We start from the raw sequence: 20,539 nt of genomic DNA, 5'->3' as shown, positions 1-20,539 counted from the left end.
GTTTTGAAAAAGCTATTACGGCATATGCAGAAAAATTGGGAATGAAGGCTTAAATTTATTAGTAAAAACATGCAACACTCTGTTCGAGGAGTGTTGCATGTTTTAGTGTTAGTTTGTGAAAAAAACTCGCTTAAGTTGCGCCGTAGCAAAAAAAGGGACTGATCTGAGGCCCCCTCTTATTCTGAAAGCTTAATAAGACAGTCTTTTTATTAGTGTTTATTCGATGTGCACAAAAAAAAATGAGAGTTTGTCACTTTCACCAATGAAAACGCTTTTAGATAACGCTATGATAATCCTATCAGTAACTGATAAGGATCAACTAAAATTGGAGGCTTAGAAATATGCTATAAGCAGAAAGGTTGGAAATTATTGAGGACAGGCTATCATTTTTCAGTAAGATTATGTTAATCAAATCAATCAAGATGATGTAGGCAGAAAACTTGTGAAGCAGTAATAAGCTAAATCCAGCTTTTAAACAAGGAGGGTATTTATGGTCAGCAATGAAACTGTCAGCCGTCATGAACAAGAGACTGACATTCAAGTGACAGAAGAACAAGTAGAACGATTAAGAACAAGAGGGTATAATGACGATGTGCTGCCAAAGACGGCAGCTAAGAGGAATATGGGGGCGTCGAACTATTTCACTTTGTGGATGGGTTCCGTTCATAATATTCCAAACTATACTGCAGTAGGAGGCTTCCTATTTTTAGGCTTATCGCCACTCAATGTAATGTTGGCAATTATTGTCAGTTCATTAGTTGTAGCGGCATTTATGGTATTAAACGGACGTGCCGGTTCACGTTATGGCATTCCATTTGCCATGCACTTGCGCTCAACTTATGGCGATATCGGAGCCAAACTTCCAGGATTTTTAAGAGGATGTGTGGCTGCAATTGCTTGGTTTGGGTTACAGAACTTTACTGGTTCATTAGCTTTATTAATTCTTGTTGGGAAAATATGGCCAGGTTTTTTAACTTTAGGTGGAAATTTTAATTTCTTTGGCATCGGCCTTCCCGGACTCATTGCTTTTACGATTTTTTGGGCGATTAATATGGGAATTGGATTTGGTGGTGGTGGAGTATTAAATAAATTTACTGCCATTTTAAATCCACTGATCTATGTGGTGTTTGGAGGAATGGCCATTTGGGCTGTTAAGGTTGGTGGCGGTATTGGCAATATTTTAGCTTTTACACCAACGGGTAACATGGTTCAAACACATTCTGGCCCCTTGGTATATTTAATGATTATTAATGCTGTTTTAGCAGTTTGGGCTGCGCCAGGGGCAAGTGCTTCGGATTTCACACAAAATGCCAAGTCAACTCGTGCTCAAACCATTGGCCAAACGGCTAGTTTCTTAGTTGGTTACTTAATCTTTGCTTTTTCAAGTGTGGCTATTTTAATTGGCGGATCTATTCATTACGGTGTTCAAGAGTGGAATGTCCTGAATATTGTTGATAAATGGGACAGTTTGCCAGCAGCGACTTTAGCCGTTATTGTTTTGTTAATGACGACGATCTCCACGAATGCGACAGGTAATATCATTCCAGCAGCTTATCAGTTGTCAGCATTGTTTCCGAAAAAAATTAATTATCGTAAAGGAGTAATCATCGCGTCGGTTATCAGTTTCCTGATTATGCCTTGGAAATTAATGGAAAATCAAGATAGTATTTTCGCATTTCTCAATATGATTGGAGCTGTTTTGGGGCCAGTTGCCGGTGTGATGATCGCTCAGTATTTTTTTATTCATAAACAAAAAATCGACTTGGATCAGTTGTACATGGATCCATCAGTAGATAATTCGACAAATCAATATAAGGGAATTAACAAGGAAGCCTATGTGGCGACTATTGTAGCTTTAATTATTTCAATGTTAGGTCAGTTTATTCCCAGTTTGAAAATCATTTCAAGCTTATCTTGGCTGATTGGTGCTAGTTTATCTTTGATTATTTATCTAGTCTTAAAACGCGGCAAAAAAACAATCTAAGCTGTTTATCTGTTTCTACAAAAGACGTCAATACAGAATAAAAGATCCTGAGGAGGAAACAAAATGAATTATGATTTAATTATCAAAAACGGTTTGGTCATTTTAGAAAATAGTCATATTGAAACGGATGTGGCAGTCAAAGATGGCAAAATTGCGGCCATCGGTAGTGGTTTAGGTGACGCCAAAGAAATAATAGAGGCAAAGGGCTTAATCGTTAGTCCGGGAATGGTTGACGCACACGTGCATATTACAGATCCTGGTGGTGGCTACCGCGATGAGTGGGAAGGGTATTTAAGCGGGACCAGGGCCTGTGCTAAAGGCGGCGTAACAAGTTTTATGGAAATGCCTTTAAACCAGGTGCCAGCAACGGTTGACAAGGAAAGTCTTGAGATTAAATATCAGGCGGGAAAAGATAAGTTATCAGTAGATGTGGCTTCTTTTGGCGGTTTGGTGCCCTTCAACTTGGAGAAGCATGGCATTGAAGAACTAGATGCTGGTGGTGTGGCTGCCTATAAATGCTTTATGGCAACTTGTGGCGATCGGTCGATTGATGGTGATTTTATGAATGTCGATGACTACTCTTTATATGAAGGAATGAAATTAGTCGCAAAGACAGGTAAGGTACTGGCGATACATGCTGAAAATGCTGCCATCACTGACCGTTTAGGTGAGATTGCTTACAGGAGTGGTAAAACAACTCTTAAAGATTATGTGGCAACCCGTCCTGTGTTTACAGAAGTAGAACCAATAAGACGAGCAATTCTGTTTGCCAAAGAAACTGGCTGTCGGATTCATATTTGCCATGTGGCCTGTCCTGAAGGTGTTGACGAAGTGACACAAGCTCGGCAAGCAGGCGTTGATGTGACTTGTGAAACCTGTACTCATTATCTGTATTTTGAAACAGATGAATTGGATGCTATTGGTCCAGTCGTTAAATGTTCACCGCCTATTCGGGATAAAAAAGCTCAGGATGGTTTATGGGAAAAAGTGATGAAAGAAGAAATTTATTTCGTGACCTCAGATCACTCCCCATGTACACCTGATTTGAAAGCAACTGATAATGCATTTGAAGCCTGGGGAGGCATTTCCGGTGTTCAAAACAATGTGGATGTTCTGTTTGATGAAGGGGTTCAAAAGCGAGAAATGCCACTTACGACCTTTGCTAATATAATCGCAACTAATCCGGCTAAACGCTATGATTTAGATCATAAAGGAAGTATCACGGTGGGGAAAGATGCTGATTTTGTTCTCATTAAACCAAAAGCGCCTTACGTCTTAAAAGCAGAGGATTTAGAATACAAAAATCAAATAAGTCCCTATATCGGTCGTGAAATTGGGGCACAAATTGCCTATACAATCTTGCGTGGAGAAACGATTTATTCTCAGGATAAGGGCGTCAATCAAGAACGTTTCGGTCAATTTATTTTAAAATAGTCCTTAAAAACCCCGTTATTCGTCACCAAGAGAACAACGGGGTTTTTTGAGTGCCGAGATTAGTCCTCACTCTCCATGGAGAGTAATAAGGCTACTCTCAATTGAATACTTAGGTCAGGATCGTCGATGGACTTGCCAAATAATTGGGAACATTTAGTAATTCGATACTTAACTGTATTACGGTGAATAAATAATTCTTCAGCAGTTTCAGTAATCCGACATTGATTATTTAAATAAGTGTTTAAGGTTCGCCGTAACTCTAAATCATTTTCATTATCGGGATAGGCTAAACTTTTTAAGATAGTGGTACAGAAATAACGAATATCGTCTGCTTCGACTTGCTCAACTAAACTGCGAATGCCTTTATTTTCATAGAGGTAAAGTGGAGAGTTATCTCTGGAATGCGCTCTTTGAAGACTTTCAACCGCCTCGTAATACGAAAAGCGAAAGAGGTGGACTTCTGAAACAGGATTGCCAATACCAAAACTAACAGAAATTCCCAAACTGTCTTTAATCGTTTCATGGATGCCCATTAACATTCCTTGAATATCTTTTTCAGGCTTTTGAAAGAGTAAGCCAATACGTCGTCGATTGGATAATGGAAATGAAATAGTGTTATTGGCATATTTTTTCGCCTCGGTGTAAAACCACTCAAACATCAGTTCCTCAATTTCTTCACTGTGAAAGTCATATTTTTTAGGAATGGTCATCTCAGCTACCACAGCGCGATAGCTATTACTTTTAATAATGTTAAAGGGTTTTCCATAGTCAATCCAATTATCAATTTCTGGGTCAACATCAAAGTTTTTATCGGTTAATTTAGTGAAAAATTCTTTTTTTGTGGCAGCTTCGTTAATCATCAACAAGTGGTCTTTATATATGGTATAAGACAGGACGCTAATCGCTTGTTCAATCGCCAACTGTGAAAAAGGATAGGGGAATTGATCCGATTTTAAAATAACTAGCATATGAGGAAAACAGTGATTATTTCCAACAGGATAAATCGTCACTAATAATTGCTGATTATTGTTAATTTTTTTGACGATTGACTCAGTTTTTCTCAAACTTTGAACGTTGCGAATGTCTTCTTTTAATTCCTGAAATTGGTCTTGGCTTAATAAATCTTCAATTTTAAAACCGCGGCTTGTAGCTTGAATTTCACCAAAAGGATTTAAAATAAAAATTGGTCTTTTTATGAGAGAACTTAAGTGGTTGATCAAGGAGCTTACCGTTGCTCCTTTCATCATCATATTTGAAAATTTCCGTTGAATGTCCAAGGCAAAATACATTAATTCCGTGTGATTATCCCAAATATAAGATAACAGTTGATGGGAAATATCTCCGAGAGTCCGGGTCACGGGAATTTGAATAATAGGAAAACCTAACTCATCAGCTACTGCAATGACTTGAGGGTCCAACTCACTAATAAAACGGCCTAACTTAATGGCAATACCAGCACTGGGTAAATTATTCAGAGCTCGAATTAGATCACATAGACCTAAAGGATTATCTTTAAAGGCCATAGCGGTTGTTAATAATAAGGTGTTTTGAGGTAAATAACCCGACATATCGGGGGTTTCTGAAATCTCAATCGTGTCAACTATTCGAGTTAAATCTGCCTCGTTATTGATTAAATTTAAATCAGAAAAGCGGGGAACTGCTAATATTTCTTTTATTGTAGACATATTAAAACTCCTTCGTAACGCCATTAAGTTCATTTTACTAAAAATAGGCTCAATGTGAAAGGAAAAGAACAAAAAATAATCCCTAGCCAATCTGCGATCAGAGACTTGCAGTCAGCTAGGGTTATTATAGGGGTCGAAATAAACTGATTTATAGCTCTTGATTGACTCTCTTTTGTAATTCTTTATCATAGTTTCTAGCAGCAGGAATCATATATGTGATTAACCCACAAATCAGTGTTCCAGCACCGGCAATCACAAATAACAGTTCAACGCCAATTTTATCAGCCAGAGGCCCAGCAAAGAGCAAGCCGACTGGCCCTGTAATACTCAGTAGAGAATTTAGAACCCCTAAGACACGGCCAAGAATTTTTGGGTCGTAACTTTGCTGAATCATTGACATCAGCAATGTATTAAAATAGGGAGTTGCGAAACCAGCAACCGTATTTAACATAACGAAATAAGTAAAACCTCGGTCAGTTCCAGGTAACAAGCCACTACCACCAATTGTCAATCCAAGAACCAAATAAGCAGCAAGTACTGGTTTCATCCGATCCTTCCATTTGCCAAAAATCCCTATGAAGGCCCCACCGGCAAGCATTCCAACCGAATAAACTACTTCAATCAATCCTGCTTGGCTAACAGACCCGTTAAAATAATCCATGGTCATTAGAGGATATAAACTAGCCGCAGGCATAAAGATTAGCGTAAATGCCGCGCCAATGATGGTGATATACCAGAGCCCTTTATTTTCAGTCAGCTTTTTTAAGCCAAATCGTGTTTCTGCTAAAAGATGAACGGATTCACCTTCAGAGACAAGTCGAGGAATTGTAACCATTAAGAGCATCCCAATGCCCAATATTGCGCCAAAGACGTCAAGAAGTATCAAGACATTCATGGGGATAACAGCAAAAAGAAAGGCCCCTAATGCAGGTGCAATAATAAAATTCGCAGATTGAACCATCCCCAGTTGTCCATTCACTTTTGTTAATTCACTATCAGGAACCATAGTTGGAATAATTGACTGAATAGTTGGCATTTGGAAAGTTTGTGCTACCGAGCGGACAAAGAGTGAAATAAAGACCAACCAAAGAGGAAAACTTGGCGAAACAGTTCCGGCAATTGATAAAACAATTGCGAAAACTGCAACAATTACGTCCGTTATAATCAGTAGCTTTTTCTTGTTCCATCGGTCAATTAGAGGACCAACAAATGGGCTCAAGATAACCATGGGGATCATGCCTAATAATGTTGCAAAACTGAGAATGGTAGCAGAACCTGTTTCTTTAGTTAGGTACCAGACAATCGAATATTGAACGACCATACTAGTGATGCCTGAAAGAAACTGCCCCCCTAAAAAGAGATAAAAGTTTTTCTTCCAATTCTTTAATTCGAAATTTGTGTGGGATTTTGTCATAGGGATCTCCTAAATATATCGGTTATTTTTGATATAATTGTATCTTAATAACATTATATATACAAGATATTAAGCAATTATTCTTTTAGAGAACTGTATAATCGGAGACGGAAGAGGATGTGTAGAAAATCATTCTTAGTGAATGATCATTCAAATCATGTTATATAACAACGCCTATTTAGCTTTTAATTGCTGTCTTGTAGTGATCTGCAATGATTGTGTGGGACGAAGACTAGAGAGTGAGCTATTTATGGCTGACAGAATCTTTAAATAGAGGTAATCCCATTAATGAAGGATTACCTCTATTCGAAGTTTAACCTATTTCTGATCAGGATCGGGGCAACTATAGGCTAAATTCTGAAACAAGGGAAACCAATTATCGTTTCTTTTTGGGAATTGCCCTTTTTTCTTGAATACAACATAGTCATTGAAAAAACTATCTGCAATTTCCTCCTTGGCTATCATAATAATCCCAGGGTGATTAATTACAGCGTAATTTTCTGAAGCAAATTCAAAACCAATCTTTTCGCCGAAATAAATTTTATTGCCATCATAAAAGATGGATGCATAAAGATATTCCATTAAATAATGTTCGTATTCATTTTTTACATTTTCATCCCAAGACATAAAAACACCTCCTCTATGCTGAATTTAGACTTTGGTCAAAAGTCTATATCATTAGGTACGCTTTTTTTTTGGATTAATTTTTATATTTAAACTTAATTCAAAAAAATAATGAGACCTGTGAGTTAAATTCCAAAAAAAATACCCGCAAGTTTAGCGAGTAAGTGGTTGTTAGTTTAATTCTTTTAGGTTTTCAGTTGCTTCATCTTTCTTAGGATTTTTATTTTTGGAAAGTGCGAATTTATACGCATTAGTGTATAGATCAAACTTTTCTGAAATCGAAAGGGCGCTACTGGAAGAAGAAACAACTGCTAAAGCGAATTGTTCAGGCGAAATATGCACATTTGTCACCACACTTTCTTTGATTACGGTTTCTTTTTTTGATTAAAAGAAAGACTAGCCTGTAAAGACTAGTCATGTGTTCTTAAGTATATTAGTTTTTTTAAGTAAGTAGTCTTTACTAATAACCGTGCTAAGAAAAACTGTTGTAAGAAAAGACTAATTGCTAGGATGATCATAATATAGAATGATACTTGCGTAGGGTTTAAGCTATAAACAAGTAAACTTACAATTAAACCACTGCTAAAAATCATTGTAGAAGACGTTAAGAATGACAACGTATATTGGGCAAACATTTTAGCTTTGGCAATAAATGTCTGATAGTCATCTTTCATATTTTTAATAAAGCTAATTCGGTTTAGATCTTGGTACCCATCATTAGATTTTAAGCGATAGGCGAGAGATGAAAATAAGATGATTCCTAATACGTATATAGTGATTGCTACATTAATCATGATTCATCACTCCTTTTTTAGTAAGTATGCACTTAACTACATATCCAATCTTCATAACTAAATGTTAGCACTTAACCCTAGAGATATCAACTAATAGGTATTGAAAGAAGCATGAATAATATGTGAAGATGGCTTTAATTTAGATATAAGTTAAACACAAACAAGTGAAATAATCAAAATAAAATTTAAGGTTAGCTGACCTTTTTAAGGTAGCGAGTCGCTAAAGAGTTGGTAAAATAGGCTTTTCTGACAGGGCTACACGAGAAAAAAGGCAGTAACCTACATTACCTTTGTTTCCTATCCATTGTATGGCTAGTCTAATTTAATCAGTGCTGTTTCGGGAATATCTTCTGGTTGCACAGCTTCGTATGAGCGAACGTTTTGGCCTTTTATCCGTACTTTCAAATAGTTGTGGGCAGTGAATTTGTTACCGAATGAAGTGTATTTTATTTGACGTGAATTACCATCCTCGTCATATCCCAAAGTGATATAGGTATAATCATTTTGGCCACTAGTAGCATCTTTATAACTATCGTTATAAACATCAGAAGTTTTGACATAAAGAGTGGAGTTTCCGATTCTAGGGTTAAATAAATCAATCATCATGGCAGTTGTAGATGTATTATTACGAGTTAAGGATGGGGCTGCAAAAAATAGCCCGAGTAACAGCATCAGCAGAAAAGTGATTGACAGTATTTTTTTCTTCATGGGTCAAGCTCCTTTGAGTTATTCGATAAACCTATCATAAGCTTCACAAGTCAGTTTGTCTTGTGAAGCTTATGACAATGACCTAACAATTTTGTCACATGATATGGAATGGATTGAAAGGGCCGCACTGATAAAGGCGTTCCTTTTTTTTCATTCTAATGGTTAATAAGTTCTGCTATAATGAGGTAGCGAACTAGAAAAGATCTACTTGGGCACTAATAGTATATGGTCACTTTGACAGAAAGTGATGTTTGATTCATATTTTTATCATTTGTGATAGGTTGAACGGATTTACGGGAAGAATGCGATAAGCGAATAATAGGAAGGGTGTAATTAACATGCTAAGCACTACTAATGAGGCTGTTCAAAAAGAAATTGACCAGATAAAATCAATCTTGAAGGTTGATTTTGTTGGGATGGCTTTAGCTACGATGCAACCATCAGCTAAAAAAGAAATTCGCTGGCGTTATGTTAGTGGAAATCTAAGTCAACGGTATCAAAAAATAGTTCTTCAAGTTGGTCACGGTTTTGCTGGCATTGTTTGGCGGACAGGCCGCCGATTATTGGAAGATCATTTGGAGAATAAAACAGCAACAGAATTATTAGCTTATCCGATTGCGATTGCTGAGGAGTTAAACAGTGTTGTAGTAGAACCGATTTTTTATAAGGATGAAGTGGTGGCTGTTTTGTTAGTAGGCTACCGAGAAGCTAATCAATTGAGAGACACTTTATTGAATAAGTTGAACGACTGTACATCAGGATTAGCGGCGTTAGTTGCAGAACAGGTGGTGAACTAATGGTTGATATCCGGGAAATCGTTGAAAAAGCCAGTGACGCACTCTTTATCATTGAAAATAGGCAATTGGTTTATGTTAATAGGGCTGGCGAGACAATCTTAGCTCACTATCATTTTGATTTAGAAAAAGTAATGGATGTTTGTGAAGCGAAGGGCTGTGCTTTGCACGCCATTATGGAGGACTGTTTGAATTGTGAGGTTAAAGCTACGTTTGATCCGCGAGCATTTTCTCTCAATCTTGTGACAAAAGAGGAAAGGCAGGTTACCTTTAGTGCAAGTTACAGTCAGATTAGTGGGGTGGTCTATTCTTTAAGTATTCGGAATTTAACCACTCAAAGTAAAACCGATCAGCTATTTCAACAGAAGAAATTAATAGCCTATGTCAGTCAGGCACATGAAAAAGAACGGAAAAAAATAGCACAGGATTTACATGATAGTTTGGCTCAAGGTGTCTTTAGTACGTTACTTGAGACGCGAAAGATAAAACGTGACTATCAACATGAGGGTGAGTTAAAGGTGAAATTAGAGCAGATTGAAGAGCAGTTAATTATGTCATTAGATGAAATCAAAACCATGGCACTTGATTTAAGACCCTCAGCTTTGGATGATTTAGGTTTGGCTTCTGCCATTACCACTTTGAGTCATCGTTTAGGTGAAACGACTGGTATTGACATCCACTTTATGACCCATTTGAGGCATACTCGATTTCTGGAAGCTATTGAAATTACTTTGTTTCGAGTCCTTCAAGAAGCCTTGATGAATGCGATTAAGTACGCCAAAGTAGAAATAATCGATGTATTGCTTGTTGAAAAAGATGAGCTGCTGGTCCTTGAGGTTATCGATCAAGGGGTTGGTTTCCTAACAGAATCACCTGAGATTCAAGGCACCGGTATGGGGTTGTTGCACATGAAAGAACGGGTCACCTCCATTGGTGGTCAATTGACTATTTGTTCAACAAATGAAGGGACTCAGGTCAAGGTTGTGGTCCCTGTGAAAAATGAGGAGGATAGTCATGATAAGAGTACTGGTTGCAGATGATCATGTTGTTGTCAGAAAAGGATTATCGTACTTAATAAATGATCAAACTGATATGGAAGTCATCGGCACTGTGGCTGATGGAATAGAGGCATATATCGAGGTGGAGTCAAAACTTCCTGATGTGGTTGTGATGGATTTACGGATGCCACCTGGGGAAAATGGCCTCTTAACAACTAAACGAATTAAAGAAAAATTCCCTCAAATTAAAATCATTATTTTGTCGATGCACGATGATGAAGATTATATTATTCAAGGGATGAAAGCAGGGGCTGACGGGTATATTCTGAAAAGTTCAGATGATCAAGAGATTACTAATGGGATTCGCGAAGTTCTTTCAAATCATTATTATCTCGATCAGCAAATTCCTATGCAACAACAGTTTTTTGAAGAACTAGCTATGGCGACTAATGACAGCAAGAAAAATAGTTATGATCAGTTGTCCAATAGGGAACAAGAAGTGTTGCCCTTAGTCGCTCTGGGGTATGCTAATCGGGAAATAGCAGAGCGGCTTTTTATTTCCGTTAAAACAGTTGAAGTTCATAAAGCCAATGTGATGAAAAAATTAAATTTAGAGAATCGGGTAGAGCTGATTCGTTACGCGGTTAAAGAAAATATTATTGATTTATAAAATTATTTTAAGCACCTTGTCTGTTAAAGGTGCTTTTCATTTTGCCTATTTCATGTATAATGGGCGGAAATAAGTTCAGAAACGAGGAATAGAAATGCGTGGAATCATTTATGTGGCTCACGGAAGTCAAAAATCAGAAAAAAATCAGAAGATGCAATTATTTTTTGAGACCTTAAAAGCAGCTAGAAAAGAAGAACAACAAGCTTTGGCTTTTTTAGAAAAACATCCAGATACCTTGGCTTTAATGGCACAAAAACAAGTGGCTAATGGGGTCAAAGAACTAGTGATTGTTCCTTTGCTGCTGTTTTCTGCTATGCATCAAATAGAAGATATACCAAAACAACTGCAAACAATCAAACTGGAATTCCCTGAAGTATCAGTTCTGATATGTCCGACTTTTGGCCAGGAAGAGGAAGTAGTTAGGGTCCTTACTGAAAACATCAAGAGTAGTTTAAGTGCTAATCAGTTAGATCATCCTGAAGTGTTGCTAGTTGCACACGGAAGTAGTCATTATCGGCAACCTGCAGATGTGGTGAAGCGTATCGGCCGTCAATTAGGCGATTGCAGCGGCTTAGCTGTTGCAGTTGGTTTTTTGTATGGCGAATTACCTTATTTAGAACAAGCAACTGATTTACTGAAAAAAGAAGAATCTCTTCTGATTGTGCCTTTCTTTTTGTTTGGCGGTCACTTATTAGATAAGATTAAAATCCAAATAGCAGAGCTAACAAGCCAGATGGCTAAGGTTAGTCAAGTTTATTATGCGCCTACTTTGAATTTGGATATTAGTATGACAACGGCTATTTTGCGATTAGTCGACCAGCAAATATCAATCACTGACAAACTAAATAAGTAGACACAAGAGTCATATTAAAGTAATTAGTGTAACCCTTAGATTAATTAAATTCTAAGGGTTATTTTTAATATATAGGACTTTCCCTAATAGGCTGTTCCCTTTATAACTGGTAAACTAACAGCAAATGCTCAATAATTCACATTATATGGAGGTTGCTATGAATAAGAAAAAATTAGTCATGATTGGCAATGGTATGGCTGGTATCAGAACACTTGAAGAGATTATTGATCGGGAACCAGACTTGTTTGACATGACGGTTATCGGTGAAGAAAATTATCCAAATTACAATCGAATTATGTTATCAAATATTTTGCAAAATAAGATGATCAAGGAAGAGATTATTACTAATGATTATTCTTGGTATAGCGAGAATCAGGTGACTTTATTCAATCACAATCCCGTCCAGAAGATCGAGATAGAGCAGAAGTACGTCGTGATCGCTGACGGCACTAAGATCCCATACGATAAATTGATTTTAGCAACAGGTTCACGGGCGTTTATTTTGCCTGTTGCGGGGAATCAGCTACCTGGAGTTCTGGGATTTAGAACAATCGATGATACGGAAGAGATGCTTGCTGCGTCCAAGGACTTTAAAAAAGCTACAGTGATTGGCGGCGGATTACTTGGGTTGGAAGCCGCAAAAGGTCTTCATGATCAAGGTATGGATGTGACAGTGGTTCACTTGGCGGAATGGTTGATGGAGACTCAGCTTGACCGTAAAGCAGGGGAGCTTCTACAAGCTGATTTAGAGGCGCAGGGACTAAAATTTGCTATTGGTAAAGCCACTGCTAAAATCCTAGGAAGTCAGCGAGCCACTGGTTTGGAGTTTACCGATGGCACCTCCCTTGAAACAGATTTGGTAGTTATGTCCATTGGTATTAAACCGGAAATTAGTTTAGGAAAGGGAACTGGATTAAAAATGAATCGTGGGTTTGTCGTCAATGATTATATGCAGACTAATATTAGCGATATCTACGCCGTTGGTGAATGTTGTGAACATCGTGGCATCACCTATGGACTGGTTGCACCTTTGTATGACCAAGGAAAAGTGTTAGCTGATATCTTAACGGACCGGCAAACAGAACCTTATGAAGGCAGCAAGATGTTTACTCAATTAAAAGTATCTGGTTGCGATCTTTTTTCAGCAGGTAATATTTCAGGTGGTGAAGACGTTAAAGGCGTAGAAAGTTTTGATGGTATTGCCAATGCGTATAAAAAAATATTTGTTAAAGATGGTAAGTTAGAGGGCGTCGTTCTTTACGGGGATACAAGTGAAGGCAATCGTTATTATAATATTCTCAAAAAAGAACAATCACTGGAAGACTTTAAAATGGTCTCTTTACTTTATTCAGGTGCGGATGAGGCTAATGGAAATGTGGCAGAAATGCCTGATGATGAAATGGTTTGCGGCTGTAATGGCGTTTCAAAAGGCACCATTGTAGCAGCGATTACAGAGCATGGATTAAGCTCTGTAGCAGAAGTCACCTCCCAAACCAAGGCGGGCAATTCTTGTGGCAAATGTAAAGGACTTGTGGGAGATATCTTAGAGCATACCTTAGGAGATGACTTTCAGGAGGCTGGTCCAACAGGCATTTGTGGTTGTACTGAATTAACCCGCGACCAACTTGTCATTAGCATTCGCCAAAAAGGGCTGAAAACTATCAAGGAAGTTAGGCATGTCCTAAATTTTAATGATTTAGACGGTTGTCCCAAATGCCATCCGGCCCTTAATTATTATTTAAACATGATTTATCCACAAGAACATCAGGATGAAAAAGCGTCACGCTATGTGAATGAGCGGATGCACGGAAATATTCAAAAAGATGGCACATACTCGGTTATACCTCGTGTTCGAGGAGGTAAAACTAATCCTCAACAGCTGATGAAAATTGCGCAAGTGGCAGAAAAATACGATGTCCCACTGCTTAAGATTACAGGGAGTCAACGAATCGGTTTATATGGTGTCACCAAAGAGGATATGCCAAAAATCTGGGAAGAGCTAGACATGACTTCGGCCTCTGCTTATGCCAAGGCATTTCGTTCAGTTAAAACTTGTGTTGGCAAGAACTTCTGTCGTTTTGGGACACAAGATTCCATGGGATTGGGGATTAAGCTCGAAACAAAATTTGAATACATTGATACACCGCATAAATTTAAGATTGGTGTATCGGCTTGCCCTCGTAGTTGTGTTGAGTCTGCTGTGAAAGATTTTGGCGTGATCGGCGTTGAAAATGGGTTTCAGATTTATATTGGTGGCAATGGCGGAACTGAAGTTAAAGAGGGCCGGTTGTTGACCACATGTGATACAGAGGAAGACGTTATTGATCTTTGTGGCGCGATGTTGCAATATTACCGAGAGACAGGCATTTATGCCGAGAGAACGGCGCCTTGGTTAGAACGTTTAGGCTTTGAACAAGTTAGGGAGGTGCTTTTAAATAAGGAGACCCAGAAAGTCTTAAATCAGGAGTTAGAAGCAGCTGTGGCAGGGAAGCAAGTTAATCCTTGGGAAGAAGTGATGTCATCAACGGAAAAAATAGCCGAGTTGTATACGGTGGAAAGAGTGTAAGACATGGAGAAAAGTAAATATTTAATTACAAGTTTGGAGAAGTTACCACTCAACATCGGTCGAGAGCTGGAAATAGGAGGACAGGAAATTGCCTTGTTCCGTCTTGAAGATGGAGTCAAAGCAATCGGCAATCGTTGTCCCCACGAAGATGGACCCTTAGCAGAAGGAACGGTAGCTGGTGATTTTGTTTTTTGTCCCCTTCATAATTACAAAGTGTCTTTAAGTGATGGACAAGTCCAGGCGCCCGACACGGGTTGCGTGACAGTCTACTCAACGAGCATTGAAGAAGGCAATGTCTATGTCTGGGTATAACCGGTCTGATGGCAAAGTCTATTTACTGGGAGGGGGATCGGGTGATATTGAGTTATTGACTCTCAAAGGTGCCCGGGTATTAGCGTATGCAGATGTTGTTTTATACGATCGCTTAGTGAATCCCTTGTTTTTATTTTTAGCTAAGAAGCAGGCTGAATTTATATACTGCGGCAAACTACCTGATGCCCACACTCTTTCTCAAAGTGAAATTGACACAATGTTGGTTGAATTGGCGCTGGCAGGCAAAACCGTTGTCCGACTCAAAGGAGGCGATCCAGCCATCTTTGGCAGGGTAGGAGAAGAGATGGCTGTGTTGGAGGATTCTGGAATTACTTATGAAGTGATTCCTGGGATTACGGCTGCTTCAGCGGCTAGTATATACGCTGGGATTCCCTTAACCCACCGAGAGTTGACCAGTCACGTGACCTTGATTACTGGGCATCGAAAAGTCGATGAAACAATGGATTATGGCGCTTTCGTGGGAGGATCCTTAGCCTGTTACATGGGTGTGAAAAATCTCTCTGAAATAATTGATGCCTTAATAAAGGCCGGGCAGTCGCCAGAAACACCGATTGCCATAATTACTTGGGGAAGCTACGGCCGACAGCAAGTGATTACAAGCACACTTGCCACTGTGGACATAAAAGCAATTACTAATCCATCAATGATTATTATCGGCGACGTTGTAAAGTGTCGTCGTGAACTTTCTTGGTTTGAGAGCTTACCTTTTTTTGGGCGACAACTGTTATTAGTTAGCCAATATGAGATTCAGTGGGAGGAGTTAACGGCCTACACAGGAAAAGGGGCAGATGTCTGGGCCTTACAAGTAGGTGAGGCAGAGGACCCTCGCTTTAGTGAGGCCACTCGTCGCTACTTAAGGGAACAGCATTGGCCTGAGATTGTCTTTTTAGATAAGGAAGAGACGACCAGAGCATTATTAGTAGAGGAACTTAAGTCATTGGGCTTGCAGGATTCACCATTAATGGTCCTTGCTCAAGAACATCATGTATAAACGAGAGGAAGATGATAGGATGGGATTTTATAGTCCACCAGAGATAGTCGAGGTAACAATTCAAAAAGGAATTGAAAAAGCGAAAGCGAGTTTTTTAACACTTAGTTTACTGGGATTTGCGGCAGGCATGTTCATTGGATTAGCAGGTATAGCTTTTATTAGAGCGATGGGAACCTTACCAGGTGAATGGGGGAGTTTGGTTCTATTAATTGGGGCCTGTGTTTTTCCTTTTGGTCTGATATGCTTATTACTTGCTGGTGGAGAGTTAGTGACAGGGAATATGATGGTTGTTTCCATGGCACTTTTTGCTAAAAAAATCACTGGGAAAGAGTGGTTGCGAAATATTGTCATTGTGACACTCTTTAATTTTATTGGTGCTTTTTTTGTGGCCTATTTCTTTGGTTATTTAACGGGTGCTCTTCAAGGGGATTTTCTTGAACGGACGATTCTTGTTGCCAGAGGTCGAACAAATGATACTCTCTTGCAAGCTTTTTTATCTGGGATTGCCTGTAATATTTTGGTTTCAACTGGTGTTTATTTGAATTTTGCCGCCAAGGATTTTATGGGGAAAATTGCCGGAATCTGGTTGCCGATTATGGGGTTTGTCATGTCAGGATTTCAACATGTAGTAGCAAATATGTTTATCATACCAGCAGGTATTATGGCTGGTGGAGTGACCTGGGCTGATTTTTGGCTAAATGTTATTCCCGTTTATTTTGGTAATATTGTTGGTGGTGCTGTATTTATTGCCTTGTTATATTTTGGTGCATACAAAGTAGGCGTAAAAAAAGACCTTTAAGAGGTCAGTTTGGGTTAATCTATCAGAGAATGAGGAGATGAGTGGATGAGGAAACCAGTACGAGTTGGAACGCGAAATAGTCCTTTGGCGATGATTCAAACTAAGATGGTTGTGGAAGCTTTGGCTAAAGAAACCCCAGATTGTCAATTCGACCTAGTTTTAATTGGAACCAAAGGAGATCGAGATAAAGTAACTCCTCTTAGTCAACTGGGGACACAGGGGATTTTTACAGATGAACTTGGTTTAGCCATCTTGGAAAATCAGATTGATTTTGCTGTCCATAGCCTAAAGGACATGCCTCTTAAAAGAAGGGAAGATTTAATAGTCGCAAGCCTTCCTAAACGAGAAGATCCTTTTGACAGTTTACTTATGAGAAAGGCTAAAACAATAGATGAGTTACCTATTGGGGCGATTGTAGGGACTAGCAGTTTACGCCGTGAGGTTGAATTGTTGCGTCTACGACCTGATTTGACACCTGTCTCAATCAGAGGAAATATCGATCAACGATTGGAGCAGTTAGCCCAAGGTGAATTTGATGCCATTATTTTAGCTAATGCTGGTCTGAATAGACTTGGATGGCAAAATCAACAACATTTCTCCATGATATCTTTTAATCAGGAATCATTTATGCCTTCTGCCGGGCAGGGGGCTTTGGCACTTGAGTGTCGCAAAAATGATACAGTAACTCAAGCGCTATTAAAAAGTATCGCCGATCCTAATACGGTGTTGAGCACTTCTATTGAGCAGATAGTCATGCAAGAAATCGGGGAATTGTCTCAGGATCAAACTTGTGGAGCTTACGCCATGGTGACAGAGGAAGAAAAAATTCTTTTGACGGTGATGTTCGCAGATCCGGCTAATTCCGTTTATCTTCGTAAAGTCTTGACTGGCGATGATCTGACTATAGGTAAAACAGCAGCAATGGAACTTATACAGGAATGGCAAAAAAAGGTCCTGTTTTATTCATTGTGACTTAAAACAGTTTATTTCGTCAGAGAATGATCCATCATAGATAAACGTACGTCGAGGAAAAATCAAGCTGGAACTTATGTTCCATGTTGATTTTTTTCCTATTATATCAAGTGGATTTCTTGAGTACAGTGACTAGTTTTGCATTTTCTTAGCTCGGCTTAAACAGATTTTTAAGAATGTTTCCGATATTGACCTAGTAGGTAAATCGTGTTATTCTGTTGTTAACCTAACAGGTCAATGAGGCGGATGGAGGAAAATGAATATGCTTTCAAACTTAAATTTGGAACGTCGATGGCCATTACTGAATGCAGCCCTGAAGGAGTTTGCAACCAAAGGATTTGATGGTGCATCGACGAATGTGATTGCCAAAGAAGCAAAACTTTCAAAAGCGTTGATGTTTCATTATGTGACGAGTAAAGAAGACCTCTTTCTTTATTTACACGATTATAGTTTCAATTTGATCCAAGAAGAGTATCTTCAGCAGTTAGACGAAGAGGAAGGGGATATTTTTAAGCGCTTGGAACAATCTTATTTATTACAAATCGATTTACTAAAGCGACATCCTTGGCTATTTGAATTTAATCAGTTATCAGCACCGACTAAATCAGTTGCCATTAACGAAAAGTTGAGCGAACGAACGAGTGAGACTAAGTCTTTGTGTTTTGAACAACTGTTTGCAGGGAGTGATGACTCTCTTTTTCGAGAAGGCCTAAATATCCAACGCTGTAAGGAATTAATCTTTTTGGGTAATGTAGGATTCGCCACAGAAATTTTAGGAGAGATTCGAAAAAAGAATCAAGACGAAGTAAAGTTTGAGGCTATAAGGGATACGATGAAAGCTTATTTTTCAGAACTTAGAGTGATTTTTTACAAAAGAGGAGGGGTTAGCAATGGAAACCAATGAGAGTCCACTAGTTCTTGAATTTCCTTTGAGGGGGGAATGGTTAGCGCCAACGACACCTGCAAAAAAAATTCCCAGTCATGGAACTAACCAGTTTGGTTTGAGGTACGCTTATGATTTTCTGCAAGTAGATTGGCAGACAAAAAAATTACCTTTTCATTCATTAAGTCAATGGCACTATTTTTTTCTAGGAGTTCCCCTAAGGACTTGTTATTGTTGGGGAGCTGATATTTATGCCCCATTTGATGGGGAGGTAGTCGCAATCAACTGCTCTTATAAGGAAAGATCAAGAGTCTTTTGGTTAACGGATTGTTTAATTGCTTTGAGACATGCTTATTTTTTTAAAGCAAGGGATGGTTTTGAAAAAATTGCTGGAAACTATTTGGTTATGAAGCATCGTGAAGGGGTATTTGCTGCTTTTGCTCATCTGCAAACTGATTCAATTAAAGTCCAACTTCATCAAAAAATAAAGAGAGGTGATTTCTTAGGGAAAGTTGGTCACTCAGGTAATTCAACTTCACCTCATCTTCATTTTCAGCTAATGGATAGTGATGATTTCACTCAAGCAAAAGGGATTCCATGTCACTTTGCAAATTATGATCGTTACGAACATCACAAGTGGCAACCGGTGACAAATGGAATTCCTAATGAGAGGGATCGTATCCGGTTTTTAGGATAAAGAGCATGGACTCTTTATATTATTTATCCCTTCTCAAATGAGAATAAGAGTTACGTGAGGGCTCACTTTCAGTGGGGGTCGAATAAATCTTGCTTTTCTTTTGTAATTCAGTTAGTTTAAGAGTACTGGATCAAGCTTAGGAGGTTTTTATGACACATTATAACAATCAGTCAACTGATATTAAACAAGTTAATCGCCACAATATTTTTCGTCTTCTTTGGCTTGAAAAACAATCAAAGAAAACTATTATGGAACAACTAGGCTTGAGTCTGCCGACGGTTACGCAAAATATTGAAGAATTAATGGCCGAAGGATTAGTAATAGAAGATGGCCAGTTCAAAAGCACAGGTGGGCGAGGTGCTAAGGCTTATATTGTGAATAGTAAAGCACGACATGCAATTGGAATTGACATTAACTCAGAACATCTGGCAGTTGTTGTGATGGATTTGTCAGGCGAGATTGTTGCCCATCAGCGTCAGTTGTTTCATTCTCAGGAATTAGATACTTATTACCAGTTGGCTAATGAGATCATTAATCAACTGCTCACTCAAGAAAAGATCAAACGCAATGAATTGCTCGGAATTGGGGTAAGTCTTCAAGGGATGGTCTCTGAAGACCAGCAAAGAGTTGTATATGGGCCTTTGATGAATTTACACAATCAGAAACTGTCACTTGCCAAAGACTACTTGCCTGACGCTTCAGCTTTTTTTCACGATGCTGATTCGGCAGCATTTGCTGAAAAATGGTTGCGACCAGAACTTATCAATGCCCTCTACCTATCTCTGAGTACAAATTTAGGTGGGGCTTTAATTATCAATCAGGAGATTGTCGCCGGAAATCATTTTATGGCTGGGAAAGTAGAGCATATGACCTTGATTCCCAATGGTTTACCATGTTATTGCGGTCAAAGGGGCTGTGCTGAAGTATACTGCAGTGTTCAGGCTTTAATAGGTAAGACCACTGCCAATGATTTAGCCAGCTTTTTCGAACTAGTTGAAGAGCAAGATCAGCTGGCTTTACAGACTTTGGAAAGTTATTTGAGCTATTTAAGCATTTTATTAAATAATTTATTTATGCTAACAGATTCTGAGATTATATTAGGTGGATATATGGCTTCTTTTTTAGCACCATATTTAGATTGCCTAAAAGAAAAGTCTTATGAACGCAGTTCTTTACCCGAAACTTGGGATTATATTCAGTTAGCCTATTATCAGCACGAACCAATAGCAGCTGGCGCAGCCTTATACTATGTTAATGATTATCTTGAAACCATTTAAGGGATGTCTTTAAGTGGTTTTTTTTGGTTGACAGGTGATCTTTTAAGTTGTAAGCTCAAATCA

General features: G+C 38.6%; 20 protein-coding genes. 14 read left to right on the top strand and 6 right to left on the bottom strand.

The genetic code is table 11. The features are described 5' to 3' along the window. Nucleotides 1-490: 490 nt before the first annotated feature. Both RWN13_RS08035 and allB read left to right on the top strand, forming a co-directional pair. Entirely contained in the window at nt 491-1,984 is a 1,494-nt protein-coding gene (locus RWN13_RS08035) for an allantoin permease (RefSeq protein ID WP_314061998.1), read from the top strand. 63 nt (nt 1,985-2,047) lie between these two features. Next, nucleotides 2,048-3,418 carry an allantoinase AllB gene (gene allB, locus RWN13_RS08030; protein ID WP_314061996.1) on the top strand — a complete coding sequence of 457 codons (1,371 nt, stop codon included), beginning with the start codon at nt 2,048-2,050 and terminating at the stop codon, nt 3,416-3,418. 59 nt (nt 3,419-3,477) lie between these two features. On the opposite strand, the gene RWN13_RS08025 is transcribed toward allB, so the two are convergent. The 6 genes from RWN13_RS08025 to RWN13_RS08000 all read right to left on the bottom strand — a co-directional run bounded on the left by RWN13_RS08025 (nt 3,478) and on the right by RWN13_RS08000 (nt 8,643). Continuing rightward, nucleotides 3,478-5,103: a PucR family transcriptional regulator ligand-binding domain-containing protein gene (locus RWN13_RS08025; RefSeq protein WP_314061994.1), complete on the bottom strand. Its 1,626-nt coding sequence runs from the start codon at nt 5,101-5,103 to the stop codon at nt 3,478-3,480. 148 nt (nt 5,104-5,251) lie between these two features. Then, nucleotides 5,252-6,517, bottom strand: a complete 1,266-nt coding sequence (locus RWN13_RS08020) for an MFS transporter (RefSeq protein WP_314061992.1) — start codon at nt 6,515-6,517, stop codon at nt 5,252-5,254. A gap of 318 nt (nt 6,518-6,835) precedes the next feature. Next, nucleotides 6,836-7,144, bottom strand: a complete 309-nt coding sequence (locus RWN13_RS08015) for a hypothetical protein (RefSeq protein ID WP_314061991.1) — start codon at nt 7,142-7,144, stop codon at nt 6,836-6,838. A gap of 168 nt (nt 7,145-7,312) precedes the next feature. Continuing rightward, on the bottom strand, nt 7,313-7,492 hold the full coding sequence (locus RWN13_RS08010; protein WP_314061988.1) for a hypothetical protein: 180 nt from the start codon (nt 7,490-7,492) through the stop codon (nt 7,313-7,315). 59 nt (nt 7,493-7,551) lie between these two features. After that, nucleotides 7,552-7,935: a hypothetical protein gene (locus tag RWN13_RS08005; RefSeq protein ID WP_314061986.1), complete on the bottom strand. Its 384-nt coding sequence runs from the start codon at nt 7,933-7,935 to the stop codon at nt 7,552-7,554. Nucleotides 7,936-8,247: 312 nt separating this feature from the next. Beyond that, the gene (locus tag RWN13_RS08000) at nt 8,248-8,643 is read right to left on the bottom strand and encodes a YxeA family protein (protein WP_314061984.1); all 396 of its coding nucleotides are present in this window, start codon (nt 8,641-8,643) and stop codon (nt 8,248-8,250) included. Between the two features lie 338 nt (nt 8,644-8,981). Here RWN13_RS08000 and RWN13_RS07995 point away from each other — a divergent pair, with 338 nt between their 5' ends. From RWN13_RS07995 to RWN13_RS07940, 12 genes are all read left to right on the top strand, one after another. Then, complete coding sequence (locus RWN13_RS07995; RefSeq protein WP_314061982.1) at nt 8,982-9,440, top strand: GAF domain-containing protein; 459 nt, start codon at nt 8,982-8,984, stop codon at nt 9,438-9,440. After that, nucleotides 9,440-10,477 carry a sensor histidine kinase gene (locus RWN13_RS07990; protein WP_314061980.1) on the top strand — a complete coding sequence of 346 codons (1,038 nt, stop codon included), beginning with the start codon at nt 9,440-9,442 and terminating at the stop codon, nt 10,475-10,477. The genes RWN13_RS07995 and RWN13_RS07990 overlap by 1 nt, the downstream gene beginning before the upstream one ends. After that, a complete protein-coding gene (locus RWN13_RS07985; RefSeq protein ID WP_314061978.1) occupies nt 10,452-11,105 on the top strand; it encodes a response regulator transcription factor in 654 nt (217 codons plus the stop codon). The genes RWN13_RS07990 and RWN13_RS07985 overlap by 26 nt, the downstream gene beginning before the upstream one ends. Before the next feature lie 94 nt (nt 11,106-11,199). Then, nucleotides 11,200-11,958, top strand: coding sequence for a sirohydrochlorin chelatase (locus RWN13_RS07980; protein WP_314061976.1), 759 nt, complete (start codon nt 11,200-11,202; stop codon nt 11,956-11,958). Between the two features lie 157 nt (nt 11,959-12,115). After that, nucleotides 12,116-14,524 carry a nitrite reductase large subunit NirB gene (gene nirB / locus RWN13_RS07975; RefSeq protein WP_314061974.1) on the top strand — a complete coding sequence of 803 codons (2,409 nt, stop codon included), beginning with the start codon at nt 12,116-12,118 and terminating at the stop codon, nt 14,522-14,524. A gap of 3 nt (nt 14,525-14,527) precedes the next feature. Beyond that, nucleotides 14,528-14,836, top strand: coding sequence for a nitrite reductase (NAD(P)H) small subunit (locus tag RWN13_RS07970; protein ID WP_314061973.1), 309 nt, complete (start codon nt 14,528-14,530; stop codon nt 14,834-14,836). Further along, nucleotides 14,823-15,848, top strand: a complete 1,026-nt coding sequence (cobA, locus tag RWN13_RS07965) for a uroporphyrinogen-III C-methyltransferase (RefSeq protein WP_314061971.1) — start codon at nt 14,823-14,825, stop codon at nt 15,846-15,848. The genes RWN13_RS07970 and cobA overlap by 14 nt, the downstream gene beginning before the upstream one ends. A gap of 19 nt (nt 15,849-15,867) precedes the next feature. Beyond that, nucleotides 15,868-16,647, top strand: a complete 780-nt coding sequence (locus RWN13_RS07960) for a formate/nitrite transporter family protein (RefSeq protein ID WP_314061969.1) — start codon at nt 15,868-15,870, stop codon at nt 16,645-16,647. A gap of 45 nt (nt 16,648-16,692) precedes the next feature. After that, nucleotides 16,693-17,619 carry a hydroxymethylbilane synthase gene (gene hemC, locus RWN13_RS07955; protein WP_314061967.1) on the top strand — a complete coding sequence of 309 codons (927 nt, stop codon included), beginning with the start codon at nt 16,693-16,695 and terminating at the stop codon, nt 17,617-17,619. Between the two features lie 262 nt (nt 17,620-17,881). Beyond that, a complete protein-coding gene (locus tag RWN13_RS07950) occupies nt 17,882-18,523 on the top strand; it encodes a TetR/AcrR family transcriptional regulator (RefSeq protein ID WP_314061966.1) in 642 nt (213 codons plus the stop codon). Beyond that, nucleotides 18,510-19,199 (top strand): M23 family metallopeptidase, encoded by a 690-nt coding sequence (locus RWN13_RS07945; protein WP_314061964.1) that lies wholly within the window; start codon nt 18,510-18,512, stop codon nt 19,197-19,199. Before RWN13_RS07950 ends, RWN13_RS07945 begins: the two co-directional genes overlap by 14 nt. 149 nt (nt 19,200-19,348) lie before the next feature. Continuing rightward, nucleotides 19,349-20,476 (top strand): ROK family protein, encoded by a 1,128-nt coding sequence (locus RWN13_RS07940; RefSeq protein WP_314061962.1) that lies wholly within the window; start codon nt 19,349-19,351, stop codon nt 20,474-20,476. Nucleotides 20,477-20,539: the final 63 nt, after the last annotated feature.

Source organism: uncultured Vagococcus sp., assembly GCF_963518325.1.
Lineage (GTDB): Bacteria > Bacillota > Bacilli > Lactobacillales > Vagococcaceae > Vagococcus_D.
This window is presented reverse-complemented; position numbering and strand designations above follow the sequence as displayed.